Origin of the sequence: Enterococcus lemanii (genome assembly GCF_016909125.1) — a bacterium.
Classification (GTDB): Bacteria; Bacillota; Bacilli; order Lactobacillales; family Enterococcaceae; genus Enterococcus_I; species Enterococcus_I lemanii.
In genome coordinates, this window is the sequence record NZ_JAFBFD010000015.1 from 1 (window position 1) to 18,090 (window position 18,090).

19 protein-coding genes and 1 riboswitch are annotated in these 18,090 nt (G+C 37.4%); of the genes, 16 read left to right on the forward strand and 3 right to left on the reverse strand.

Going from position 1 to position 18,090, the window contains the following annotated elements; all coding sequences use genetic code 11:
• Positions 1-106: 106 nt before the first annotated feature.
• Positions 107-1,126 (reverse strand): lactonase family protein, encoded by a 1,020-nt coding sequence (locus JOD14_RS05590; RefSeq protein ID WP_204653858.1) that lies wholly within the window; start codon positions 1,124-1,126, stop codon positions 107-109.
• Between the two features lie 118 nt (positions 1,127-1,244).
• Here JOD14_RS05590 and JOD14_RS05595 point away from each other — a divergent pair, with 118 nt between their 5' ends.
• From JOD14_RS05595 to JOD14_RS05620, 6 genes are all read left to right on the forward strand, one after another.
• Positions 1,245-1,601: a PTS glucitol/sorbitol transporter subunit IIA gene (locus JOD14_RS05595; RefSeq protein ID WP_204653859.1), complete on the forward strand. Its 357-nt coding sequence runs from the start codon at positions 1,245-1,247 to the stop codon at positions 1,599-1,601.
• Between the two features lie 10 nt (positions 1,602-1,611).
• On the forward strand, positions 1,612-2,784 hold the full coding sequence (locus JOD14_RS05600; protein WP_204653860.1) for an AI-2E family transporter: 1,173 nt from the start codon (positions 1,612-1,614) through the stop codon (positions 2,782-2,784).
• A gap of 197 nt (positions 2,785-2,981) precedes the next feature.
• Positions 2,982-3,152 (forward strand): hypothetical protein, encoded by a 171-nt coding sequence (locus JOD14_RS05605; RefSeq protein ID WP_204653861.1) that lies wholly within the window; start codon positions 2,982-2,984, stop codon positions 3,150-3,152.
• Positions 3,153-3,466: 314 nt separating this feature from the next.
• Positions 3,467-4,798, forward strand: coding sequence for a DRTGG domain-containing protein (locus JOD14_RS05610; protein WP_204653862.1), 1,332 nt, complete (start codon positions 3,467-3,469; stop codon positions 4,796-4,798).
• A gap of 17 nt (positions 4,799-4,815) precedes the next feature.
• Positions 4,816-5,772, forward strand: a complete 957-nt coding sequence (locus JOD14_RS05615; RefSeq protein WP_204653863.1) for a DHH family phosphoesterase — start codon at positions 4,816-4,818, stop codon at positions 5,770-5,772.
• A gap of 82 nt (positions 5,773-5,854) precedes the next feature.
• Positions 5,855-6,022: a hypothetical protein gene (locus tag JOD14_RS05620; RefSeq protein WP_204653864.1), complete on the forward strand. Its 168-nt coding sequence runs from the start codon at positions 5,855-5,857 to the stop codon at positions 6,020-6,022.
• 54 nt (positions 6,023-6,076) lie between these two features.
• Here JOD14_RS05620 and JOD14_RS05625 read toward each other — a convergent pair whose 3' ends face one another.
• Positions 6,077-7,585 carry a flavocytochrome c gene (locus tag JOD14_RS05625; protein WP_204653865.1) on the reverse strand — a complete coding sequence of 503 codons (1,509 nt, stop codon included), beginning with the start codon at positions 7,583-7,585 and terminating at the stop codon, positions 6,077-6,079.
• 256 nt (positions 7,586-7,841) lie between these two features.
• On the opposite strand from JOD14_RS05625, the gene JOD14_RS05630 reads away from it, so the two are divergent.
• The 4 genes from JOD14_RS05630 (at position 7,842) to JOD14_RS13355 (ending at position 12,011) form a co-directional block, all read left to right on the forward strand.
• Positions 7,842-8,069: a DUF1858 domain-containing protein gene (locus JOD14_RS05630; protein WP_204653866.1), complete on the forward strand. Its 228-nt coding sequence runs from the start codon at positions 7,842-7,844 to the stop codon at positions 8,067-8,069.
• Position 8,070: 1 nt separating this feature from the next.
• Entirely contained in the window at positions 8,071-9,408 is a 1,338-nt protein-coding gene (locus JOD14_RS05635) for a DUF438 domain-containing protein (protein ID WP_204653867.1), read from the forward strand.
• 121 nt (positions 9,409-9,529) lie between these two features.
• Positions 9,530-10,252 (forward strand): metal ABC transporter ATP-binding protein, encoded by a 723-nt coding sequence (locus JOD14_RS05640; protein ID WP_204653868.1) that lies wholly within the window; start codon positions 9,530-9,532, stop codon positions 10,250-10,252.
• A 1-nt stretch (position 10,253) separates the two neighbouring features.
• Positions 10,254-12,011 (forward strand): metal ABC transporter solute-binding protein, Zn/Mn family, encoded by a 1,758-nt coding sequence (locus JOD14_RS13355; protein ID WP_204653869.1) that lies wholly within the window; start codon positions 10,254-10,256, stop codon positions 12,009-12,011.
• 54 nt (positions 12,012-12,065) lie between these two features.
• Here JOD14_RS13355 and JOD14_RS05650 read toward each other — a convergent pair whose 3' ends face one another.
• Positions 12,066-12,887: a metallophosphoesterase gene (locus JOD14_RS05650; protein ID WP_204653870.1), complete on the reverse strand. Its 822-nt coding sequence runs from the start codon at positions 12,885-12,887 to the stop codon at positions 12,066-12,068.
• A gap of 138 nt (positions 12,888-13,025) precedes the next feature.
• Between JOD14_RS05650 and JOD14_RS05655 the strand changes: the two genes are divergently transcribed.
• The 6 genes from JOD14_RS05655 to JOD14_RS05680 all read left to right on the forward strand — a co-directional run bounded on the left by JOD14_RS05655 (position 13,026) and on the right by JOD14_RS05680 (position 18,035).
• The gene (locus JOD14_RS05655) at positions 13,026-13,793 is read left to right on the forward strand and encodes a TatD family hydrolase (protein ID WP_204653871.1); all 768 of its coding nucleotides are present in this window, start codon (positions 13,026-13,028) and stop codon (positions 13,791-13,793) included.
• On the forward strand, positions 13,793-14,362 hold the full coding sequence (gene rnmV, locus JOD14_RS05660) for a ribonuclease M5 (protein WP_204653872.1): 570 nt from the start codon (positions 13,793-13,795) through the stop codon (positions 14,360-14,362). Before JOD14_RS05655 ends, rnmV begins: the two co-directional genes overlap by 1 nt.
• Positions 14,359-15,243 carry a 16S rRNA (adenine(1518)-N(6)/adenine(1519)-N(6))-dimethyltransferase RsmA gene (gene rsmA, locus JOD14_RS05665; protein ID WP_204653873.1) on the forward strand — a complete coding sequence of 295 codons (885 nt, stop codon included), beginning with the start codon at positions 14,359-14,361 and terminating at the stop codon, positions 15,241-15,243. The genes rnmV and rsmA overlap by 4 nt, the downstream gene beginning before the upstream one ends.
• 159 nt (positions 15,244-15,402) lie before the next feature.
• Positions 15,403-15,966: a hypothetical protein gene (locus JOD14_RS05670; protein ID WP_204653874.1), complete on the forward strand. Its 564-nt coding sequence runs from the start codon at positions 15,403-15,405 to the stop codon at positions 15,964-15,966.
• Positions 15,967-16,121: 155 nt separating this feature from the next.
• Positions 16,122-16,219, forward strand: a riboswitch (THF riboswitch).
• Between the two features lie 28 nt (positions 16,220-16,247).
• A complete protein-coding gene (locus JOD14_RS05675) occupies positions 16,248-16,787 on the forward strand; it encodes a folate family ECF transporter S component (RefSeq protein WP_204653875.1) in 540 nt (179 codons plus the stop codon).
• Positions 16,788-16,856: 69 nt separating this feature from the next.
• Entirely contained in the window at positions 16,857-18,035 is a 1,179-nt protein-coding gene (locus tag JOD14_RS05680) for a glycoside hydrolase family 3 N-terminal domain-containing protein (protein WP_204653876.1), read from the forward strand.
• Positions 18,036-18,090: the final 55 nt, after the last annotated feature.

An 18,090-nucleotide genomic window follows, 5' to 3' on the forward strand; every position in this document is an offset into this window, starting at 1 on the left:
AGTTTTGGGTCGGGTTTAGTTTCGTGCGGTCTAAATTTTGTGAAAACGATGAAAAGAGCGTTACTTATCACTTGACTTAATACCACAAGACTTTTAAGGTAAGTAATTAATCAAATAAAACACAAACAGTTTCAGGTGCGAAAATGTCTTTTTCGAGTAAAGTTAATGTGCCTTCATTGGCATCACGTGCGTATAACGTTAAGTTATCAGTATTTTGATTGGCACACACAATAAATGCTTCAGTCGGATCAAGGGCAAAATCTCTTGGATGATCGCCTTCAGTTGAAATCAGTTGAATCAAGTGCAAGTTTGCGCCTTCTTCATTAATTGTAAAAACAGCTAATGAATTATGACCACGGTTAGACGCGTATAAAAAGCGGCCGTCACGGGTAATGCGAATCGCTGCGCCACCACTGAAACCGGTGAAGTCGGCTGGTAAAGTTGAAATCGTTTGGAGTGACTCAAATGCGCCAGTGACCTCATCGTAGCTTAAAACCGTTACGGTATTCGCTAGTTCACCAAATAAATAAGCGAATTTGTTATTTGGATGAAAGACTAAATGGCGAGGACCCGTTCCAGGGAAAGCTTCAAAGCGAGCAACTAAATTTAATTTTCCATCATTTGAAACATCGTAAGTATAAACAATGTCTGTTCCTAAATCACAAACAACTAGGCGGCCATCGGGTGTCAAATCAGTGTAATGGACATGTGGTTTATCTTGATTGGCATGAGGTCCAGTTGGGTCTTGGTGGCAAACGGTATCTGTTTCTTCTAACGAACCATCGTTTAAAATTCGGTAGACATTGACTTCACCTTTATGATAGTTGGCCCCGTAGACCAATTGACGCACTTCATCAACTGCGACATAACATAACGGCGCGCCTTCTTTTGTTACACCATTTAAAAAGTGAAAGTCTTGGTTGTAAGCAGCCACGCCACCTTGATCATGAATTGAAGTCACTGAATAAATATTTCCAGCTTGGCTTTTTGCTAAGTAAGTGGGACTGTTTTCCTTTGTGACAAGTGTTAACGCTTCTAGTTTTTTGGTGTCCGTATCTAAAGTAAGTGAATAAACACCTTCGCTTTTACGACGAGTATAAGTACCTAATAACATTTTTTCTTTCATGAATAGCCTCCTACAAAATCTTTTTATTTCCTTTACTGTATTTTAACACACAAATGAACCGAACAAAAAAAGAATGTGCTATAATTATTGTAAGAAGCAGAGAGGATTGATAAGATTGATGCAAAAAGCAACTGTTATTGAAATTGGCAACAAGGCAATTGATCACAAAGAACCCTTGTTACTATTTTTTGGTGAGGGCGTAACGCAAGGATTACAGGAATATGCCATCATTCAAAAAATAGAAGATCCAAAGAAAGTAAAGGTAGCCGTTGGAGACAAAATTGCTTTTGGTGAAGAAATCTATCATGTGACCTATGTTGGACAATTTGCCAATCGTAATCTACAAGAAATTGAACATGTTTCTTTTGTCTTTGCGGAAGAACCGCACGAAGGGAAATTAGGCAGTAGTATTTATTTGACACCCGCAAAATTACCAAATATTTCAAAAGGAATGACGATTACTTATCAAGCGTAGGAGGATTTTGATGGATAAAAAAAACAAATACACCTTTTCGTGGTTTTGGCGCTGGTTTTTAAATAACCAAGTGGTGACCGCCTTATTAATTGTCTTACTTGTTTTATGTAATATTTTTTTATTTACAAAAGTGGCTTATTTATTTACCCCATTTTTGCAATTTATCGGTATTGTTAGTTTGCCGGTTATTATGGCTGGAATTTTATATTATTTAATGAATCCTGTTGTCGATTATTTTGAAAAAAAAGGCGTCAAACGGATTTATAGTATTATCGGCTTGTTTATTTTTGTCACAGGATTGATTGTATGGGGGATTGTAGTCATTATTCCTAAGATTCAGGAGCAATCGATTAGTTTTGTGAACAATCTTCCGAGTTACATGAGTGTCGCGGAAAAAACGGTCACTGATTTTCTCTCAAGCTCGATGTTTAGTCAAGTTCAAGAGCAATTAGAGCAATCTTGGGAAAAAATATTTACTTGGTTTACCCAAATAATACAAAATTTTTCAAAATCTTCTTTGAAAAATTTGGGCAATCTTTTTGGTGCAATTGCTTCGGTCGTAGTTGCGATCATTACAACGCCGTTTATATTGTTTTATTTATTGCGTGATGGAGAGAAATTAGTTCCTTTTGCCGTCCAAGTATTACCGACGAAATGGCGCAAACCAACTTTAAAAATATTAAAAGAAATGAATGACCAAGTCTCTTCTTATATTCGCGGTCAACTAACAGTCGCTTTTTTGGTGGCCCTTATTTTTATTGTTGGTTTTTCAATTATTCGTCTAGATTACGCGGTTACTTTAGGGATTATGGCTGGTTTTTTAAATTTAATTCCATACTTAGGTTCGTTTTTAGCAATGGTTCCGGCTGTGTTTTTAGGAATTGTTGGTGGACCAGTGTTATTAGTTAAAGTATTGGTTGTGTTTGTAGTAGAACAAACCCTTGAAGGCCGTTTTATTTCACCACTCATTTTAGGTAGTCAGCTAAATATTCATCCAATTACCATTTTATTTGTTTTACTGACTTCAGGCCAATTATTTGGTTTGACGGGAGTTATTTTAGGAATCCCAGTTTACGCAGCTGTTAAAGTTTTACTTCAAGCAGTCTTTACTTGGTATACAAAAATCTCCGGCTTGTATGACGAAGAAAACCAAAGCGAAACAAAACAAGAAATCTCTGAATAACTGGAATAAAAACGATTTGAAAGAACTTTTTCAAATCGTTTTTTTATCTTATGTCTACCTATTAGATAAAAAACATTGAAACAACGGTGTTTGAAGTGTCCCCATAGATAAGGACAGGTTGAAAAAAACACATGAGCGATTGGGTCTATTTTTATGTCCACTAAATATAACAAGAAAAAGGAAGGACGGGTTAATCAATGACTACTAAGCCTTTTACACCAAGCCAACTTAAAGCTTTACTAGCGAATCCAAATATCGTTAAAGCAAGTCAAAAAGGAATTACCTATTCCGTTGATTTCAAAACAAAATTCATTGAAGAATATAGACTTGGAAAACTGTGCACTTTTAGCAATATTGAAGGCTTCTAATGTATAAACCACCAATTTACCCGCAACTTACTTGTGCCGATTTTGATCAACTTGTTGGTTTAAAAAAATCTTATTAAAACTTAGAACCTTAAAAAATAACGATTGTCTTAGAATCAAAACCTCTTATCGTCTTTTCATCAAAATTTAAGCCGAATATTTGTTTCTTTGGCTTAATCTGTTACAATATAGTTGTTAAGCTGTACTGATATAATTCATATTTATAGTAAAATTTATTGATAATTAAGAATTGAACAAGAGAGGGACATTTGCAATGACTGTCCCTATATAAAGAAGAAAGACGAAGGGGTAAATAGATGGCAACAAAGCATGATTTAATCTTAGCGCACATCGAGGGGTTACCAGTTGGCGAACGAATTTCAGTCCGAGGAATTGCTAAAGACTTAGATGTTAGTGAAGGCACGGCTTATCGAGCGATTAAAGATGCCGAATCAACGGGTCTTGTTTCGACGATTCAACGCGTCGGCACCATTCGAATCGAAAGGAAATTAAAAAAACACATTGAGAAATTAACTTTTGATGAAGTCTCTCAAATTGTTGAAGGGGAAGTTCTTGGTGGAGCTAGCGGACTAGGGAAAGATCTAAATAAATTTGTGATTGGTGCTATGCAAGAAAAAGCAATGGAACGCTATATTACACCTAGCTCACTCATGATTGTTGGGAACCGGGAAAATGTTCAAAAACTTGCACTAAAGGCAGGGGCGGCGGTACTGATTACTGGAGGATTTGCAACAACACCCGCCATTCAGGCACTAGCCGATGAGTTAGCTTTGCCAATTATTTCAACAACTTATGATACTTTTACCGTGGCAACAATGATTAACCGCGCATTAAGCGACCAATTAATTAAAAAAGAAATCTTGTTGGTGGGCGATATTTATATGCCTTTAGCTAAGACACAGTATTTAACGACGACTGATATTGTAAAAGATTACAAATCATTAGCTGAAAAAAATGGCCATTCACGTTTTCCGGTTGTAAACAAGAATATGCGCACGGTTGGAATTGTGACTGCAAAAGATGTTTTAGAAAAAGCAGATAATCAAATTATTGAGCGAATCATGACAAGAGATCCACGAATTGTCAAAAAAGAAATGAGTGTGGCTTCGGTCTCTCACCAAATGATTTGGGAAGGATTAGAGGTGATGCCGGTTGTAGCTGATGATTTGTCTTTATTAGGCATTATAACTCGTCAAGACGTAATGAAAGCAATGCAGCTTGTTCAGCGCCAGCCACAAGTTTCAGATACAATTTCTGATCAAATTGCAGGCCATTTGCAGATGATTGATCAAGACTTTGAAGGCAATAAACTCGAACAACCAGAATTTCGCTTTACTGTGACTCCTCAAATGGTGGATGAGCTAGGGACTATTTCATTTGGCGTACTAAGTGAGATCATCGCAACGACTGCTAAGCGTAGTTTATTAGTGAACCAACGAAGAAATACTTGGATTGAACAAGTCAATTTACATTATTTTCGTTTAATTCAGTTGGAAAGTGAACTCGTTTTGCAACCAAGAATTTTAGAATTTGGTCGACGATCAGCAAAGTTAGATGTTGAAATTTTTATTGAAAATTCATTAGTCGCTAAAGCAATCGTTGTTTGTCAAGTGATGGAGCGACCGTAAAAAATAGGGGGATTCTTATGAGAGTGGAAGAAAAAATTCTACAAGCCATTAAAAATTATGACACAATTATGATTCATCGACATAAACGTCCGGATCCAGATGCACTTGGTTCACAAGTTGGATTGGCAGAATTGTTGAGAAATAACTTCCCTAATAAAAAGATTTATCAAGTTGGCGGCCCTGTGGAAGGTTTAGAATACTTGGCTCAAATGGATGAAATTCCTGATGAATGGTATCAAGGCGCCCTCGTTATCATAACGGATACCGCGAATACACCACGAATTAGCGATGAACGTTATCTTCTAGGGGAAAAGCTCATTAAAATTGATCATCACCCGAATGATGAACCTTATGGCGATCTCGTGTGGGTGAATACAAAGGCAAGTAGTTGTAGTGAAATGATTGCTGATTTTTGGCAAATTTTCTCAAATGAATTGGAAATGAATGGGGAAGCCGCTCGCTTGCTTTATGCAGGGATTGTTGGCGACACGGGCCGTTTTTTATACCCAGCAACAAGCGCGCACACGTTAAAGATTGCTGCTGATTTACGTGAGTATCCTTTTGATGCAACAAAATTAAATCGCCAATTAGAACAAATATCACTAAACGTGGCACAACTTTCAGGTTTTGTTTATGAAAATTTAAAAGTAGATGCCAATGGTGCCGGTCAAGTTATCCTTACGCAAGCAGTGCTGCAAGAAATCGGGGTAAGTGACGTCGATACTTCAGCGATTGTTTCCTTACCAGGAATGATTGAAGATGTGCTTGCTTGGGCAATTTTTGTTGAGCAACCTGAAGGCTATTATCGCGTAAGAATGCGTTCAAAAGGGCCAGTCATTAATGAATTAGCTAAAAAATACCATGGTGGCGGGCATCCTCTGGCTAGTGGTGCCAATGCGAAGAACATGGAAGAGGTTCAAACACTTTATCAAGCCATTCAAGACATTTGTAAGGCACATCGTTTAAAGAAATAAACAATATGGTTTACAAATCCACAACTTTCTTTTATTATGGACTTAGAGAACGTTTTCAAATCATGTGGAGGGAGAGTTTTTTATGAAAGATAAAACGAAAGAAGAAGTATATGCAGAGCGTCAAAAAAACTATAAGCAAGAAAAAGAAGTAATATTTCGTGAAGCTCGAGAAGAAGCTCTTGCAAAGCAGGTCATTGATGAAGAAGTAAAAACAAAAGGAAAACGCGTATATACTTTCCGTAAAGGTTAACAAAAAAGCATGAGGTAAGAGAGGACTCTTTTATCTCATGCTTTTTTATTATCTTTATTTTTTAACAAAAGTTGCTGCTTGTTCACCTGCTTGGCGTCCGAAAATGATAATATCGGCTACCGCATTCCCACCAATTCGGTTACTTCCGTGTAAACCACCTGTCACTTCGCCAGCTGCGTATAAGCCGGGGATACTTTCATTGGCTTTGTTTTGCACTTCCGTTAGTGTGTTAATTTTAACACCGCCCATTGTATGATGAATACCAGGTGCAATTTTAATTGCATAAAAAGGTCCTTTATCTAAACGGTTATCCATCGCAGTTGCTCGACCAAATTCTGTGTCGTCTTGCGCAGTGACTGCTTGATTCCATGTATCAAGAGTTGCTTTTAAATCCGCTTCAGAAGCGCCAATTTCATTTGCTAATCCTTCAATTGTCTCACTTTCGACGGTTAATCCTTCTTTGACATAAAAATCAATCGCTTTGGCTCTTTCTTTTACGCCAGCGTCAAAGATTAAATAAGCATATTGTTCTGGTAAGGCAATAATGGCTTGGGAAACTTTGTCGCGTGTATCCATTTCATTATAAAAACGAGTACCTGCTTGGCTAACTAAAATGGCCCCTTCTCCGCGAACCGCTTCTGTAATTAATAAAGAAGTTTCTTGTTCAACGGTTGGGTGAATTTGAATTTTATCTAAGTCCACCGTTTGTCCACCTAAAGCTTCAATCATTGTAATACCATCGCCGGTTGAACCTGCTTGGTTTGTCGTAACAAAACCAGCTAATTCCGGTTTGTTTGCAACAACCATTTCCATGTTTGCACCAAAACCACCCGTTGTAACGATGACTGCATCGGCTTTAATCGTTTTTTCTTCGCCTTCAATTTTTACTTGCACACCAGAAATTTTTCCATCTGTTTCATTAATTTTTACGACATCTGCATTCACAAATAGTGGTATTTCTCGTTCATGGACATTTGAAATTAATCCATCTACTAAGTAACCACCAATGGATGAACCATCAGAAGGGCGATGGGTTCTTTGTGTGCTCATTCCACCAGTAATCGTAATATTATCTAATTTAATTCCCATTGAATCTAACCAATCAATCGCACTTGCAGAATGATCCACGAAATAACGCAATAATTCTTGGTCATTCGTTTCAGCACCACCTTTTAGTGTTTCATCAAAGAATGCTTGATTTGAATCTTCAATCCCTTGTTCAGCTTGAAATTTTGTTTCAGACGCGTTCATTCCCGCTGAAGATTTCAACGTATTTCCGCCAGCAATCGGCATTTTTTCTAAAATAACTGGATTGGCACCAGATTCTTTCGCTTGGATTGCTGCGGCCATTCCTGCTCCGCCTGCTCCAACAATAATGACATCATAGGTATCTTTTAATTCGGCCGGATCAGTATACTGCTGTTCGGATGCACCTGAAGTAGTATCAGTTGTCTTGTCGCTTGATGCACTTGATGTGGAATTTGTTGTTTGCCCAGCATTTCCACAAGCTGTTACTAATAATAGTGAAGAAAGTAACAACAAATTACTAAAAATCTTTTTCATTTTAATTTCCCCCTTGTTTAACCATGCTATTAGTATAGTCTAAGTTACTGTTAATTTGAACCTTTATTCACAAAGAGTGAAATAAAATGAATGTTTTCTAATGTTAAGCTTGGATTGAATCAATCTTTAATATAAAAAAATATATAAAAAATTTGTGAAGGAAATATTATTCATTTGGTTTTGTGTTTAAGATGCTGAAAAAACATGCTATAATTAGAATCATTGAGAATCATTCTTAATTAAGGAGGGGATTTTAATGGAAATCGATTTTTCAAAATCATTATATGAATTAGTCAATCAGTATCCAGTTGTGAAAGATTTGATGTTTGAAATTGGCTTTAAAGATATTATCCAACCAGGGATGTTACAGACAGCTGGGCGTTATGTGACGATTCCTAAAGGCGCAAAGTTAAAGAAAATTCCACTTGAACAAGTGATTACCGCATTTGAAGCAAAAGGTTTTACTGTCGTGGGGGTGAAGTAAAATGAAGCATAGAACGAAAGAAGACCGTCAAAATCGAATTGTTGAAATCCTATCTTTATTACATGAAGGGGGCTCTTTTGAAGAGGCGAAGCAATTATTTATTGAAGAATTTGATGGCATTGATGTCACTGAAATTACTTCTGCCGAACGAGCACTGATTCAAAAAGGGTTAAATCCAGCTGAAATTCAACGATTATGTAACGTGCATGCCGCAGTGTTTAAAGGTTCAATTAATGAAATCCATCATTCAAATGAAGAACATGGGTATCCTGGGCATCCTGTTCATACTTTAAAACTAGAAAACCAAGTACTACAATCACTTTTAACGGATGAAGTAGATGGTGTTTTGGCGAAATTAAAAAAAGGTGATTGGTCATACAAAGAGCGTTTAATTGATGCTTTGACGGATCTTTTACAAATTGATAAACATTATGCTCGGAAAGAAACACTTTTTTTTAGTTATATGGAAAAATATGGAATTACTGCGCCACCGCAAGTGATGTGGGGAGTAGATGATGATATTCGTGATTTAATCAAAGACTTACTGCAGTATGTTCAAAGTGAAAAAGTTGCTTTTAATCCCATGTTTGAGAAATGGGAAAAAGTGAAAGAAGAAATTGAAGAAATGATTTTTAAAGAAGAAGAAATCATGGTGCCAATGTGTCTAGATGTTTTTAGTCTAGCCGATTGGGAAAAAATAGCGGCAGATAGTTTTGAAATTGGCTTTGCCTATATTCCTGAACCAATGCCTTGGAAAGCTAGCCAAGCATCACTTGAAAAAGAAGCCGAGCGTGAACCGTTACGTCAAATGGCCATCCAACAAGCCAAAGAAACAACAGAAGGGATTGCAGAAGGTCTTCGTTTGGCAAAAGAAGAACAAGCGCAAACAGACCACTTTGACTGGGAGCGCCAAAACGAAGCAGAGAGTATTGTTTTCCCAACAGGCGTTTTAAATGTTGAGCAACTAATTGGTATTTTTTCTATTTTACCAGTCGATTTAACGTTTGTGGATCAAGAGGATCGCGTTCGTTTTTATTCTGAAGGACCAATTCGAATTTTCCCTCGAACGAAATCCGTTATTGGCCGTGAAGTGGTGAACTGTCATCCACCAAAAAGTATGCACATGGTGGAAGAAATCTTGCGTGACTTTAAAGCAGGGACTCGTTCAGAAGCTAGTTTTTGGATTGACATGAAAGAACGTAAAATTTATATTCGCTATTTTGCCGTGAAAGACCAAGCAAACAATTATTTAGGTTGTCTGGAAGTATCACAAGATATTACAGAGATTCAGCAGTTAACAGGTCAAAAACGTTTGTTAGAAGGGTATACAGAAGTTTAATCAAAAAGCTTGCTGAGAAAAAATTCAGCAAGCTTTTTTTTATTTGCATTTTTACTGATTAGAAGGTATGATAAATAAAAAAAGTTTAGGTTAACCTAAAAATAAAAATAGGAGGGATTGGATGTTTCAAGTAAATCAAATTTCAGTTCGTTATCAAACAGACCAAATGGCGGTCAAAGAAGTGACTTTTTCCATACAAGAACCAGCGATTGTTGGCATTATTGGACCAAATGGCGCAGGGAAATCAACGTTAATTAAAGCAATGCTTGATTTGATTCCACATAACGGTGAGATTTTCTTTGATTCACTTCCTTTAAAACAATTTCAAAAAAAAATCGCTTATGTTGAACAAAAAAGTGCGATTGATGAAACGTTTCCGATTACAGTCAAAGAATGTGTTTCGTTAGGGCTTTACCCACAAATGCGTTTTTATCAACGGGTAAAAAAAGCTGATTGGCAAAAAGTCGAGGAAGCTTTAAAAGCAGTCGCCATGCTTGAATTTAAAAATCGGCAAATTGGAGAATTATCGGGCGGGCAATTCCAACGGGTTTTAATTGCACGTACACTCGTTCAAAATGCCGATTTAATCTTTTTAGACGAACCATTTGTTGGTATCGATATCGTCAGTGAAGAAATTATAATGAATTTATTACAAGATTTAAAAAGTAAAGGCAAGTATATTTTTATTGTGCACCATGATCTCAGTAAAGTTGAAACGTATTTTGATCAACTAATTTTAATGAAACAACAGTTAATCGCGGTTGGGCCGACGAAACAAGTTTTTACACCAAAGAAATTGGCACAAGCTTTTGGCCAATCGTTAGTTGTGTTAGGAGGCGAGTAAGATGTTTCAGACGTTCATTTCAGGTTTAGTGGAATACCAATTTTTGCGTAACGCGCTCATAACGTCCGTAGCAATTGGGATTGTAGCGGGAGCCATTGGTTGTTTTATTATTTTAAGGGGAATGTCGCTGATGGGGGATGCGATTTCACATGCGGTGTTACCAGGTGTCGCACTTTCTTATATATTAGGTATCAATTTTTTCATCGGAGCCATCATTTTTGGGATTTTAGCATCGATATTAATTACTTACATTTCGCATCATAGTATTGTCAAAAGTGATACCGCGATAGGGATTACGTTTAGTGCCTTTCTTGCTTTAGGGGTCATTTTAATTGGATTCGCGAATAGCTCGACAGACTTATTCCATATTTTATTTGGGAATGTGTTAGCTGTGCAAAAGAGTGAGATGTGGTTAACGATTGGCATTGCAGTGCTAGTGCTGTTCATTATCATTCTTTTTTACCGGCCGTTACTATTGACTTCATTTGATACCAACATGGCACAGGCTTTTGGAATGAATGTCAAAATGTATCATTATCTATTAATGTTTTTATTAACACTTGTATCGGTGACTGCGATGCAAAGCGTGGGAACGATTTTAATAGTAGCGCTATTAATTACGCCTGCTGCAACCGCGTTTTTATATACGAAACGTTTAAGTCAAATGTTAATTTTATCATCGACTTTAGGAGCGTTGTCTTCAGTGATTGGTTTGTGGTTAGGTTATACTTTTAACTTAGCTGCCGGATCCAGTATCGTTTTAACCGCTGCTTTTTTCTTTGTGATTGGTTTTTTATTTTCACCAATGCAACGCAAAAAACATGGCAAGGGGGTCTATTTAGCAGCACTCGCACTAGGGGTATTTTTTATGGGGGGGATTCGCTACTACGTGAAAGCACAACCAACAAATGAAGAGGTTACCAAGCTTCACGTCGTTGCAACCAATTCGATTTTAGCCGATATAACTAAGGAAGTCGGTCAAGATAAAATTGATTTATATAGTATTGTCCCCGTTGGACGCGACCCACATGAATATGAAGTCTTACCAGAAGATATTCGTCAAGCAACAAATGCCGACCTTGTATTATACAACGGTTTGAACCTTGAGACAGGTGGCAATGCTTGGTTTAATAAATTAATGAAAAATGCCAATAAAATTGAAGGCCAAGATTATTTTGCTGTAAGTGAGGGAGTGAGCCCGCTTTACTTACAAGAAGGGGGAAATGAAGGCAAGGAAGACCCTCACGCTTGGTTAGATCTTCAAAATGGTATGCAATATGTCCGGAATATTACCAAATACTTGAGTGAAAAAGATCCTGCGCACCGTACTTTTTATGAAACAAATGGCGAAGCTTACCTTGAAAAATTGGCCACACTTCACGAAACGGGAAAAGCTCGTTTTGATCAATTACCGAGTGAGAAAAAATTGATTGTTACAAGTGAAGGTAGTTTTAAATACTTTTCAAAAGCGTATGGGGTCCCTTCCGCTTATATTTGGGAAATTAATACGGAAGAAGAAGGGACACCAGATCAAATTCGCCAAGTGGTCAAAAAAATCAAGCAATCGCAAGTTTCAGCGCTCTTTTTAGAAAGTAGCGCCAATCCAAAGCCATTAACAAGCGTCTCAACAGAAACAAATGTCCCAATTTATACGACGGTCTTTACCGATTCAGTCGCAGAACCAGGCAAAGATGGGGATAGTTATTATGCGATGATGAAATGGAATTTAGAGAAAATCTATGAAGGTTTGTCTCAATAAAAATTTAAATTAATTAAAAAATAAAAACCATGAAATACGGCCATTTCATGGTTTTTATTTCGCTAAATAGTAATAGTAAATGACCGGTTTTTTTATGAAGTGAGGCCACTTGCTAAAGCCTGGGTAAATAGAAAGTAAAGTTTTTTGGTTGAATTGATAAAGCCCGTTTGTAAATAAAGGCACCGCGTTTATTTTTTTCAAGAGAGGTTTTTTAAATTCATGTCCCGTTAAAATCAAATCATAATCAGTGAGGTTTTTTATTTCGCCAAGGTAATCGGTTTCATGCATTAGAAGGATTGACCAAGTCGATAGTTTTTTCGGATGATTAAAAACGGGTTGACCGGCAAGGGTATCGTCTAAACCTGTTAGGTGAAGTGAGATATTTTCTTTTGTTTGGTACAAGTCTTGATTTACTAATAAATCAAACTGACTACTTTTTAATATTTCTTTCACAAAGTATTGCCCATTTGCCTGGTAATCGCGGTCACCTAAAACAGCAAACTTGCCCATTGGTGCTGAAAGACGATTTAGTTTATCAATTAAATCACTTGACTGTCGATGGGGCCACTTACTATAATCTTCAAGTAAATCACCAGAAAATAAAATAATATCTGGTTGTTGCTGGATTGTCGATTGAATGATCGGTTTTATTTTTCGAGGCTTTATTTTTTTACCAAAATGTGTATCACTAAAATGCGCAATGACAACGTTTTTCGGGTTGTCGTATAAATCATAAGCTTTCGATATATCTAAAATTTGACTCTTATCTTTTTGAACGAGATAATGGACCTCTTTTGCTTTTTTAGGTTTCAGTAAGAACCAAAAAAAGAAAAGTAGACTTACTCCAAGTATAAGCGGATAAATGAAGTCCGACATGTTTTGGCTCCTTTTTGATTTAATTTTTCTACTTTATTAAGAATAGTAGATTATAGGTAAAAAAGCAATCGAACATCTACTTAAATTTTAAAGAAAAATGTGCTATTGTAGACAAGAGAATAAGGAGGGCAATGTAGAATGATTTTTGATTCACACACACATTTAAATGCCAAACAATTTGAAGGAGAAATCCCTGAAGTCATTCAGCGTGCCAAAGAACAAGGGGTTACTGAAATGGCGGTTGTAGGCTTTGATACCGCGACGATTGACTTGTCGTTAGCGTTAAGTCAAACTTACGATTTTATTTATAGTATTATTGGCTGGCACCCGACAGAAGCAGGCTCTTATACACCCGCAATCGAAAAAAGATTGCAAGAACAATTGACATTACCGAAAGTCGTGGCTTTGGGTGAAATCGGCCTCGATTATTATTGGATGGAAGACCCTAAAGAGGTACAAGAAAAAGTATTTCGTCGTCAAATCGCGATTGCAAAAGAAATGAACTTACCAATTAGTATTCATATGCGTGATGCGATTGAAGACACGTATCGGATTTTAAAAGATTGCAAAGTACATGAAATTGGTGGCATTATGCACAGTTATAGTGGTGATAGTGAATGGGCTAAGCGCTTTTTAGATTTAGGCATGCACCTTTCTTTTAGTGGTGTGGTAACGTTTAAAAAGGCAATCGAAATTCAAGAAGCGGCAAAAATTGTCCCACTCGATCGTCTATTGGTTGAAACAGATGCCCCTTATTTAGCGCCGGTTCCTTATCGTGGCAAGCGTAATGAACCTGGGTACACACGCTACGTTGTTGAAAAAATTGCAGAATTACGTGAAGTTTCTTTTGAAGAACTCGCTCAGCAAACAACTAAAAACGCGCACCAACTCTTTAGGATTTCGTAATGGGCAAACCGATTATTGAAGAGATTATTGTCGTTGAAGGCAAAGACGACACAAAAAGGATTCAAGAAGTAGTAAGTGCGGATACGATTGAAACGATCGGATCGGCCATTAACGAAAATATTTTGCAACAAATTGAACACGCTCAAGAAATTAGAGGGGTGATTGTCTTTACGGATCCAGATTTTTCAGGGGAAAAAATCCGTAAAATTATTATGGAAGCTGTCCCCGAAGTCAAGCACGCCTTTTTACCACGCGCACAAGCCAAAGGAAAAAAGAAAAATCGGAGTTTAGGTGTGGAACATGCAAGTGACGCGGCTATTTTGGAAGCTTTGAACCGCGTCGTTGTGCCGGTTGCTGAAAAGACAACACAACCAACTATTCGTCAAAGTGATTTATTTGCTTTAGGTTTAATGGCTGGAAGTGGGGCAAAAGAATTACGAGAGAAATTAGGCGATGAATTGCGGATTGGTTATACCAATGGCAAGCAGTTGCAAAAACGTTTGGCGATGTTTCAAATTACTTATGAAGAACTCATCGCCGCTTTAAAGAAAGTCGAGGAAAAAGAGTGAACGAAAACCGAGAAATTGCAAATCCGACAAGAACGAAAGAAATTTTAAAAAAACATGGTTTTACTTTTAAGAAGAGTTTAGGTCAAAACTTTTTGACGGAACCGAATATTTTACGTAAAATCGTTGCCACTGCTGATATCACAAAAGAAACCAATGTCATTGAAGTCGGACCAGGGATTGGGGCTTTAACTGAGCACTTAGGTCAAAGCGCGAATCAAGTCTTAGCTTTTGAAATTGATGATCGTTTAATTCCGGTTTTAGCAGATACGTTGTCACCTTACCCTAATATAAAAGTATTGCATCAAGATGTACTAACAGCCGATCTCGCTCAAATTATAAAAACTGAATTTACCCAAGAGTATCCAATAAAGGTTGTCGCTAATTTACCTTATTATATTACGACGCCGATTATGATGCATTTCTTAGAGTCGGGTGTACCGATTGCTGAGATGGTTGTGATGATGCAAAAAGAAGTGGCCGATCGAATTAGTGCAAAACCTGGAACGAAAGCATATGGCTCACTATCGATTGCTGTTCAATACTATATGGAAGCCAAGCTCGCTTTCATCGTACCTAAAACGGTATTTGTCCCTCAGCCAAACGTGGATTCAGCAATTTTAAAATTAACGCGCCGAGAAAAACCAGCTGTTGAGGTAGTGAATGAAAAAGAGTTCTTTAAATTAACCAAGGCTGCTTTCCAATTGCGACGAAAAACATTGTGGAATAATTTGCAAAATTTCTATGGGAAAGACGAAGCAACGAAACGCTGGCTAACCCAGGCATTAGAAGTAGCTAGTATCGAACCTTCACGTCGCGGCGAAACGTTGTCATTAGCTGAATTTGCAGCCTTAAGTAACGCCTTGGAAAATAGCCGTTCTTAAAAAAACAGACCATTTGAATTCGAATGGTCTGTTTTTTCATAACTTATGATAAAAATCATGAAAATTACTAAAATAAAACGAATGTGTCTTGACAGTTAAGCGAGGAACAGCTAAACTAAAGAAAACAAAACGTGTCTTGACACATTTGGAGGAGTAAACATGAGAAATAATTCAGTACGTCAGTTAACAATCGGGGCTTTGTTAATCGCAATGGGAGTCATTATCCCAATGGTTATGCCAAAAATCGTCATTGGTCCAGCATCATTTACTTTAGCAAGTCATGTACCTTTATTAATTGCGATGTTCTTTTCACCAGCGATGGCAGTTGCGGTTGCGCTTGGAACGACTTTTGGTTTTATGATTAATGGCTTGCCATTCATTATTGCTTTAAGAGCATTGTCACATTTAGTATTTGCCATTATCGGTTCTATTTATCTACAAAAAAATCCAGATATTGTTAATAACATCAAGAAGTTCCAACTATTTAATTTCTTGATTGCGTTTATTCATTCAGCGGTAGAATTAGTCGTTGTAGCTGCTTTTATGTTTGGTGGTCAAATGCAAGTACAAGGGAATGCTTTTTACTTCTTATTTGTCTTGATGGGCGTCGGCGGTATTGTTCATAGCATGGTGGATTATAACATTGCTTTCTTTATTGTGCGTGCTTTAAGCAAAGGATTTGAAATTCCCGTTTTCAATAAAGCAAAAGAAACAACAATTTAATAACAAGAAACAAGTAAAACTCGTAAAACGATCGGATTTTGCGAGTTTTTTTCATAAAATTGGGGATGTAACTAGAGAAAAAAAGGCAAAAGATTGCTTCGCTTGTTTTTTTATGCTATATTCTCGTCATGGGTAGCTCGTCTATCTAAATAAAAACCAGAGTAGAAAATAAAGCGTTAAGTGCAAAAAGATGGGATGTTGCTTTTTGACGAAGGGCCTTTTGGTCTGCGGTTTTATTTTCGCATTCGCTGCATATTTTATGTAGCAACTCTATTAAGGAGATGCTTCGAATGAAACAAAAAATGAGTGCTTATATGATAAGCATGATGGGGATTTTGGTAGCCTTAATGGTTATCTTATCTCGGATTTTAGGTTTTGAGTGGCAGTTTATCAAGATATCTTTTGATTTTGTGCCAAAAATGGTGATGGCGATGATGTTTGGTCCGTTTTGGACAGGCGTTGGAGCGGTCATTGCTGATTTACTAGGCATGTCATTGTTCGCTAGGGCTGCTTTTTTCCCAGGGTTTACATTGAATGCTTTTATCGGTGGTTTAATCTACGGTTATTTCTTCTATAAAAAAGAAGTGACTTGGAAAAATGCCATTTTGTGTACAATTGCCAATACCGTCATAATTGGTTTTATTTTAACACCAATTTGGTTAGCGATTATGTATAATGTTCCCTTAACGAGTTGGATTATTTGGGGTCCGCGTTTATTGAAGGCGCTGATTATGTTGCCGGTTCAAAGTGCACTCACTTATGTTGTTGGCCGGGTCATCCCTGTAAAACAATTAATGAAACGCAGTCGTTATTCGTTTTAAGTCAAGTAGATAGTTGCATTTTCACTCCTTTCAAGGTACGCTAAAAGCGGGCCAGAAAGGAGTTTTTTAATGAAAAAAACATTATTTGTATGTTTCCTTAGCTTGCTATTTTCTCTGAGCGCTTGCGTCAAGTCAGGTGAAACAACCAACTCAAGTTCGTTTACCGAAAGTTCAACAACGCATTCATCGAGTCAAACGTCCACAACCAAATCGTCAGTCGTCGAGAGTACGCAAACAGAAACCGACTGGATTCAAGAAAAGATCACCACGATGACGTTAGCTGAAAAAGTCGGTCAATTATTTTTAGCTCGTTTTCCTGGAGAGCAAGCGTTAAATGATAGTCAGACGTATAATTTAGGTGGTTTTATCCTTTTTGGGACGGATGTAGTCAATGAGAACAAAGACAGTTTAATTGAAAAAATCCAAAACTTACAAGCCGAGCAAAAAATTCCCTTATTTTTTGCTTCTGATGAAGAAGGTGGAACCGTGACTCGGATAAGTATGAATCCGAATTTGGTAGAAGCACGATTTCTTTCACCACAAGCGATTTATCAAGAACAAGGTTGGGAAGGAATTGCCCAAGACACACAGGAAAAGGCGGCTATTTTAGCTGATTTAGGGTTTCAATTTGGCATGTTTCCAGTGGCTGATGTGGCAACGAATCCACAAGCGTTTATTTATGAGCGCACAATCGGTTTAGACGTAATAGGGACAAATACCTTTGTTAAAACAGTTGTTAAGAGCTTGAAAGAAACAGGCGTTGCTTCAACGTTAAAGCACTTTCCAGGATATGGGGACAATCTCGATTCACATGTTGAAATAGTCACAGATACGCGTTCGTTGACCGAACTAGAAGAAGACGCGCTACCTCCTTTTCAAGCGGGGATTGAGGCGGGGGCAGATAGTATTTTAGTATCGCATAATATCATTACTAGTTTAGATGCGACACAACCGGCTTCGATTTCGCCAACCGTTATTCAGTTCTTGCGTGAGGAATTACAATTTGAGGGCGTCATCATGACGGATGATTTAGACATGGCAGGGATGACCGACTTCACTAGCCAAGAAGCGGCCGCTTTAAGCGCGTTAAAAGCGGGGAATGATTTGGTTTTAAGCTCCCATTATGCCAGTCAAATTCCAGTAATTATTCAAGCAGTGGAACAAAATGATTATCCAGAAATAGATCTGAATCAAGCGGTCTATCGCGTCTTAAAATTAAAAGCGGAACTCGGATTATTAAAAGAGTAAATCCGTTCAAAAAAAACTCGAAAAATTAGTTACAATCAGCTATCGGTTAGGACGG